General features: G+C 66.5%; 10 protein-coding genes. All 10 read right to left on the bottom strand.

The window, feature by feature from the left end; all coding sequences use genetic code 11:
- Positions 1-15: 15 nt before the first annotated feature.
- A complete protein-coding gene (gene rpsK / locus ABZ714_RS05570; protein WP_003956432.1) occupies positions 16-420 on the bottom strand; it encodes a 30S ribosomal protein S11 in 405 nt (134 codons plus the stop codon).
- Between the two features lie 64 nt (positions 421-484).
- Complete coding sequence (rpsM, locus tag ABZ714_RS05565; RefSeq protein ID WP_358823845.1) at positions 485-865, bottom strand: 30S ribosomal protein S13; 381 nt, start codon at positions 863-865, stop codon at positions 485-487.
- A 198-nt stretch (positions 866-1063) separates the two neighbouring features.
- Positions 1064-1177: a 50S ribosomal protein L36 gene (rpmJ, locus tag ABZ714_RS05560; RefSeq protein WP_003956441.1), complete on the bottom strand. Its 114-nt coding sequence runs from the start codon at positions 1175-1177 to the stop codon at positions 1064-1066.
- 59 nt (positions 1178-1236) lie between these two features.
- Positions 1237-1458, bottom strand: coding sequence for a translation initiation factor IF-1 (gene infA, locus ABZ714_RS05555; RefSeq protein ID WP_003956442.1), 222 nt, complete (start codon positions 1456-1458; stop codon positions 1237-1239).
- 251 nt (positions 1459-1709) lie between these two features.
- Positions 1710-2549 (bottom strand): type I methionyl aminopeptidase, encoded by an 840-nt coding sequence (gene map / locus ABZ714_RS05550; protein WP_358823844.1) that lies wholly within the window; start codon positions 2547-2549, stop codon positions 1710-1712.
- Positions 2550-2757: 208 nt separating this feature from the next.
- Positions 2758-3411, bottom strand: a complete 654-nt coding sequence (locus tag ABZ714_RS05545; protein WP_358823843.1) for an adenylate kinase — start codon at positions 3409-3411, stop codon at positions 2758-2760.
- Positions 3411-4730 (bottom strand): preprotein translocase subunit SecY, encoded by a 1320-nt coding sequence (gene secY / locus ABZ714_RS05540; protein WP_358823842.1) that lies wholly within the window; start codon positions 4728-4730, stop codon positions 3411-3413. The genes ABZ714_RS05545 and secY overlap by 1 nt, the downstream gene beginning before the upstream one ends.
- A 255-nt stretch (positions 4731-4985) precedes the next feature.
- On the bottom strand, positions 4986-5441 hold the full coding sequence (rplO, locus tag ABZ714_RS05535; protein WP_358823841.1) for a 50S ribosomal protein L15: 456 nt from the start codon (positions 5439-5441) through the stop codon (positions 4986-4988).
- Position 5442: 1 nt separating this feature from the next.
- A complete protein-coding gene (gene rpmD / locus ABZ714_RS05530) occupies positions 5443-5625 on the bottom strand; it encodes a 50S ribosomal protein L30 (RefSeq protein WP_006347219.1) in 183 nt (60 codons plus the stop codon).
- The gene (gene rpsE, locus ABZ714_RS05525) at positions 5625-6230 is read right to left on the bottom strand and encodes a 30S ribosomal protein S5 (RefSeq protein ID WP_358823840.1); all 606 of its coding nucleotides are present in this window, start codon (positions 6228-6230) and stop codon (positions 5625-5627) included. The genes rpmD and rpsE overlap by 1 nt, the downstream gene beginning before the upstream one ends.
- Positions 6231-6276 lie beyond the last annotated feature (46 nt).

Genomic DNA, 6276 nt, shown 5'->3' with positions numbered 1-6276 from the left:
GAGCCGAGGCCCGCGTCAGACGCGGCGACGCTTCGGCGGACGGCAGCCGTTGTGCGGCGTCGGGGTGACGTCCTGGATCGAACCGACCTCGAGGCCCGTGGCCTGGAGGGAGCGGATCGCGGTCTCACGGCCGGAGCCGGGACCCTTGACGAAGACGTCGACCTTGCGCATGCCGTGCTCCTGCGCGCGGCGCGCGGCCGACTCGGCGGCCATCTGCGCGGCGAACGGGGTGGACTTGCGCGAGCCCTTGAAGCCGACGTGGCCGGCGGAGGCCCAGGAGATCACGTTGCCGGACGGGTCCGTGATCGAGACGATCGTGTTGTTGAACGTGCTCTTGATGTGCGCGTGGCCGTGAGCGACGTTCTTCTTTTCCTTGCGGCGCACCTTCTTGGCAGCGCCCTGACGTCCCTTGGGGGGCATCTAAATCTCCTACGGGAGGTGGTCGGTCCTACAGCGAAGACCGCGGATGAGTGTCCGCTGCGGACTACTTCTTGCCCGGCTTCTTCTTACCGGCGATGGCGCGACGCGGGCCCTTGCGGGTACGAGCGTTCGTGCTGGTCCGCTGGCCGTGGACCGGCAGACCGCGGCGGTGACGCAGACCCTGGTAGCAGCCGATCTCGACCTTGCGGCGGATGTCGGCCTGAATCTCGCGACGGAGGTCACCCTCGGTCTTGAGGTTGTTGTCCACGTACTCGCGGATCTTGACCAGGTCTTCTTCGGCCAGGTCACGAACGCGGGTGTTCGGGTTCACACCGGTGGCGGCGAGGGTCTCCTGCGCCAGGGTGCGGCCAATGCCGAAGACGTAGGTGAGTGCGATTTCCACGCGCTTGTCGCGCGGGATGTCGACACCGGAAACGCGTGCCATTCAATGGCTCCTGTGTGCTCGGGGGTCTTCCGCAGGACCACTCCCGGCCGCCGACCGTCCTGATGGACGGTGGTACGACCGGGTCTCCGGCCCCCGCCGGAGGTGTCGCCGGCCCAGACGGGCTGGGCGGGTCCTGCGTATGTACGAATACGTTGCTCGCGTCGCGCGAAGTACTGCGATGTGCGGGGTCGGCTTGCGTCAGCCCTGGCGCTGCTTGTGGCGCAGGTTGTCGCAGATCACCATGACCCGGCCGTGACGGCGGATCACCTTGCACTTGTCGCAGATCTTCTTGACGCTCGGCTTGACCTTCATGGGTGTGAGGTTCTCCGGGTCAGTGCACCGTCCCGCGTCGCCGCGGAACGGGACAAGATCTACTTGTAGCGGTAGACGATCCGGCCACGCGTCAGGTCGTACGGAGACAGCTCCACCACGACCCGGTCGTCCGGAAGGATTCGGATGTAGTGCATCCGCATCTTGCCGGAGATGTGCGCGAGGACCTTGTGACCGTTCTGAAGCTCCACCTTGAACATAGCGTTCGGGAGGGACTCGATCACGGTGCCCTCGATCTCGATGGCACCTTGCTTCTTGGCCACGCTTCGCCCTTCGAATCGGCTACCTTGATCGACTCTCGTCCCCGGCGGGACCGCGCGCACGCGGACAGACGGATACACGAGAGCCGACGCATCAGTCTACGTCAGGCCATCCGAAAAGACGAATCCACCGAGTTTGCCCAGTCCGCATGATCCTTATGCCCCGCCGGACCGTACTCCCCCGGACGGGGGGTGACCGACGGGGCACCGTACGGAGGCGTCCGGACCCGTCACGAGCCCGGCGGGTGTCCGCGTCAGGAGGCCAGGGGGTCGGGGGCGGCGGTGATGCCCAGCTCGGCGAGCTTGGCCCGGCCGCAGTCCGGGGAGGTCAGCACGAGGGGGCCCGCCTCGGTGAGCGCGACGGAGTGCTCCCAGTGCGAGGACCAGGTGCCGTCCGTGCTGACCACGGTCCACTCGTCGGCCAGTACCTCGGTCTTCGGGGTGCCGAGCGAGACCATCGGCTCGATCGCCAGACAGAAGCCGGGCACCAGCTTGGGGCCCTTGCCGCGCTTGCGGGAGACGTAGTTCAGCAGATGCGGCTCCATGTGCATCGCGGTACCGATGCCGTGGCCGCCGTAGTCCTCGACGATGCCGTACCGGCCGCCGCCCGGCTTGGGCTGGCGGCGGATGTAGCCCTCGATCGCCCGGGAGATGTCCACCAGCCGGTTCCCGGCCTTCATGGCGGCGATCCCGGCCCACATCGACTCCTCGGTCACCCGGGAGAGCTCGACCAGCTCCGGAGCGTGTCCGGTGCCCACGAAGGCGGTGTACGCGGCGTCCCCGTGCCAGCCGTCGATGACGGCGCCCGCGTCGATGGAGATGATGTCGCCGTCCTTCAGGACGGTCTTGGCGTCCGGGATGCCGTGCACGACGACCTCGTTCACCGAGGTGCAGATGGTGGCGGGGAATCCGCCGTACCCCAGGAAGTTCGACTTCGCGCCGTGATCGGCGATCACCTTGCGGGCGACCTCGTCCAGGTCCCGGGTGGTGGCGCCGGGGACGGCCGCCTCCCGGGTGGCCGCGTGGACGGCGGCGACGACCAGCCCCGCCTCGCGCATCTTCGCGATCTGCTCCGGGGTCTTGATCTGCACCATGCCCGTGTCCTTGCCTCTCACCGATCTCGTACGTATCGCGTCCGTACCGCGCCCGCCTCCGGGCCGTCTCCGGACCGGATCCGGGCCGCGCCGGACGCGAGGGGCTCTCGCTCAACAGTACGGCCGCGGCGTCCACCGGACACCGCGGCCGTCGTTCGGCGTCGTACGCCGTACCGCCTCGGGGCCGTCTCTCACGGCCCGGGGCGGGTCAGTCCTTCTTGCCCAGCGCTTCCATCGCCCGCCCGGTCACCTCGGTGACCGGACCGAGCGCCGAGATCGTCACGACCAGGCCCTGACCCCGGTAGTAGTCGATGATCGGCTCGGTCTGGGTGTGGTAGACCTCCAGGCGCTTGCGGACGGTCTCCTCGGAGTCGTCGTCGCGCTGGTAGAGGTCGCCACCGCAGGTGTCGCAGACACCCTCCGCCTTCGGCGGGTGGTACGTGGCGTGGAAGACGTGGCTGGAGTCGTTCCGGCAGATCCGGCGGCCGGCGATCCGCTTGACCACCTCGTCCTCGGGGACCTCCAGATCCAGAACCGCGTCCAGGGTCATGCCCTCGGACTTCAGCATCGCGTCGAGGGCCTCGGCCTGGGACACATTGCGGGGGAAGCCGTCGAGCAGGAAGCCGTTCCCGGCGTCCGGACGGCTCATCCGCTCCTTGGCCATACCGATGGTGACCTCGTCGGGCACCAGCTCCCCCGCGTCCATATAGGACTTCGCCCGGCGCCCGAGTTCGGTGCCCTGGCTGATGTTGGCGCGGAAGAGGTCGCCCGTGGAGATGTGCGGGATCGACAGGTTCTCGGCAAGGTACGCAGCCTGCGTTCCCTTGCCGGCCCCGGGAGGTCCGACGAGGACGATTCGCATCAGCGGAGGAACCCTTCGTAATTGCGCTGCTGGAGCTGGCTCTCAATCTGCTTCACGGTCTCCAGACCCACACCCACGATGATGAGGATGCTCGTCCCGCCGAACGGGAAGTTCTGGTTCGCGCCTCCGAAGCCCGCCAACGCCATCGTCGGGACGAGAGCAATCAGACCCAAGTACAGCGAGCCCGGCCAAGTGATCCGGTTGAGCACGTAGCTCAGATACTCGGCAGTCGGTCGACCAGCCCGGATGCCCGGGATGAAGCCACCATACTTCTTCATGTTGTCCGCTACGTCCTCGGGGTTGAACGAGATGGCGACGTAGAAGAACGCGAAGAAGACGATCAGCAGGAAGTACGTGATGATGTAGTACGGATGGTCGCCCTTGACCAGGTGGTTCTCGATCCACGTCTTCCAGGACGAGGTACCGCTGGAGAACTGTGCGATCAGCGCCGGGATGTAGAGCAGCGACGAGGCGAAGATGACCGGGATGACACCGGCCTGGTTCACCTTGAGCGGGATGTACGTCGAGGTTCCGCCGTACGAACGGCGGCCGATCATCCGCTTGGCGTACTGGACCGGGATGCGGCGCTGGGCCTGCTCGACGAAGACGACGAGGGCCACCATCACGAATCCGATGAGGATGACGGTGCCGAACTCGATCCAGCCGTCGGCGAGCTTGCCGCTCTCCTTGATGGCCCAGAGGGAGCCGAGGAAGCCGGCGGCGATCGAGATGAACATCAGGATGGACATGCCGTTGCCGATGCCCTTGTCGGTGATCAGCTCACCGAGCCACATCACGGCGGCGGTGCCCGCGGTCATGGTCACGACCATGACGATCGTTGTGTAGATCGATTTGTCGGGAACGATCTCGGTACCGACGGAACAGCCCTGGAACAGCATGCCGTTACGGGCGGTGGCCACCAGGCCGGTGCCCTGGAGCACGGCGAGCGCGACCGTCAGATAACGGGTGTACTGGGTGATCTTCGCGGTACCGGACTGACCCTCCTTCTTGAGGGCCTCCAGCCGGGGGATCACCACGGTGAGCAACTGGAGAATGATGCTCGCGGTGATGTACGGCATGATGCCGAGCGCGAAGATGGTGATCTGCAGCAGCGCACCACCGCTGAGCATGTTCACCAGGCCGAACAGGCTGTTGTTGCTCTCGGCCGCCTGATCCACACAGGTCTGGACGTTCCGGTAGTCGACGCCCGGGACGGGGACGTGCGATCCGAGCCGGAACAGCACGATGATGCCGAGCGTGAAGAGCAGCTTCTTGCGCAGGTCGGGCGTCTTGAACGCTCGGGCGAACGCGGTGAGCACGGTGCCTCCTGCGACCCCCGCGCTACTGCGTCAGAGGTGACGGTCTTGAGGATCGACGGATACTTGTCAGCTAACTAACAGCAAAACGCCCGGCCGGGTTCCCGGTGAGGAGCCGGCCGTTCGGAAAAGGTTCACAGCGGTGTGACGCCGCTACCTTACCGGCGAGGGCGCCACCCTTGGAACGACCAACCGGGGATGCCCCTTTTGGGAGGCATCCCCGGTCGATGATTTCAGCCTTCAGCCACTGAACAGGTCTCAGACCAGTTCGGTGACGGAACCGCCCGCGGCGGTGATCTTCTCCTTGGCGGACCCGGAGACGGCGTCGACCGTCACCGTGAGCGCCACGGAGATCTCGCCCTGGCCGAGAACCTTGACGAGGTGGTTCTTGCGAACGGCACCCTTGGCGACCAGATCGGCCACCGTGACCTCTCCACCCTCGGGGTAGAGCGCGGTCAGCTTGTCGAGGTTCACGACCTGGTACTCGGTGCGGAACGGGTTCTTGAAGCCCTTCAGCTTCGGAAGACGCATGTGGAGGGGCATCTGCCCGCCCTCGAAGCGCTCCGGAACCTGGTAACGGGCCTTGGTGCCCTTGGTACCACGACCGGCCGTCTTACCCTTCGACGCCTCACCACGACCAACACGGGTCTTGGCGGTCTTGGCGCCGGGGGCGGGACGGAGGTTGTGGACCTTCAGCGGGTTCTGCTCCGCCATGTCAGTCGACCTCCTCGACCGTCACGAGGTGGCGGACGGTGTGCACCATGCCGCGGAACTCGGGACGATCCTCCTTGACAACCACGTCGTTGAGCTTCTTCAGCCCGAGCGAACGCAGGGTGTCGCGGTGGTTCTGCTTGCTGCCGATGTACGACTTCGTCTGCGTGATCTTGAGGCGGGCCATTACGCACCCGCTCCCGCACGCGCACGCAGCAGGGCCGCGGGGGCCACGTCCTCGAGCGGCAGACCGCGGCGGGCCGCGATCTCCTCGGGACGCTGCAGGCCCTTGAGGGCCTCCACAGTCGCGTGCACGATGTTGATCGCGTTGTCGGAGCCGAGCGACTTCGACAGGATGTCGTGAACGCCGGCGCACTCCAGAACGGCGCGCACCGGGCCACCGGCGATAACACCGGTACCGGGGGAAGCAGGCTTCAGCAGGACGACGCCCGCGGCCTTCTCGCCCTGGATCGGGTGCGGGATGGTGCCCTGGATACGGGGGACCTTGAAGAAGTGCTTCTTGGCCTCCTCAACACCCTTGGCGATGGCGGCCGGCACCTCCTTGGCCTTGCCGTAACCGACGCCGACGGTGCCGTCACCATCGCCCACCACGACCAGCGCGGTGAAGCTGAAGCGACGACCACCCTTCACAACCTTGGCGACGCGGTTGATCGCGACGACACGCTCGACGTACGCGGTCTTCTCGGCGGCGGAAGCGCCACCGTCGCGACCCTTCCGGTCCCGCCGCTCGCCGCCACCGGCACCGCTTCCGCGGCGCTGGGGTCCAGCCATTGGAATTACCTCTCTCTGTTACGTCCGCTAGCTCCGGAACCGGGGC

Origin of the sequence: Streptomyces sp. NPDC006798 (assembly GCF_040635975.1) — a bacterium.
In the GTDB taxonomy this organism is placed as follows: domain Bacteria; phylum Actinomycetota; class Actinomycetes; order Streptomycetales; family Streptomycetaceae; genus Streptomyces.
The sequence above is the reverse complement of the archived record's forward strand: the minus strand, read 5'-3'. Positions and strand labels throughout refer to the sequence as shown.

Coding starts and splice junctions, on each gene's coding strand:
- rpsK (WP_003956432.1), bottom strand. CDS start 420: ATGCCCCCCAAGGGACGTCAGGGCGCTGCCAAGAAGGTGCGCCGCAAG.
- rpsM (WP_358823845.1), bottom strand. CDS start 865: ATGGCACGCGTTTCCGGTGTCGACATCCCGCGCGACAAGCGCGTGGAA.
- rpmJ (WP_003956441.1), bottom strand. CDS start 1,177: ATGAAGGTCAAGCCGAGCGTCAAGAAGATCTGCGACAAGTGCAAGGTG.
- map (WP_358823844.1), bottom strand. CDS start 2,549: ATGGTGCAGATCAAGACCCCGGAGCAGATCGCGAAGATGCGCGAGGCG.
- ABZ714_RS05545 (WP_358823843.1), bottom strand. CDS start 3,411: ATGCGAATCGTCCTCGTCGGACCTCCCGGGGCCGGCAAGGGAACGCAG.
- rplO (WP_358823841.1), bottom strand. CDS start 5,441: ATGGCGGAGCAGAACCCGCTGAAGGTCCACAACCTCCGTCCCGCCCCC.
- rpmD (WP_006347219.1), bottom strand. CDS start 5,625: ATGGCCCGCCTCAAGATCACGCAGACGAAGTCGTACATCGGCAGCAAG.
- rpsE (WP_358823840.1), bottom strand. CDS start 6,230: ATGGCTGGACCCCAGCGCCGCGGAAGCGGTGCCGGTGGCGGCGAGCGG.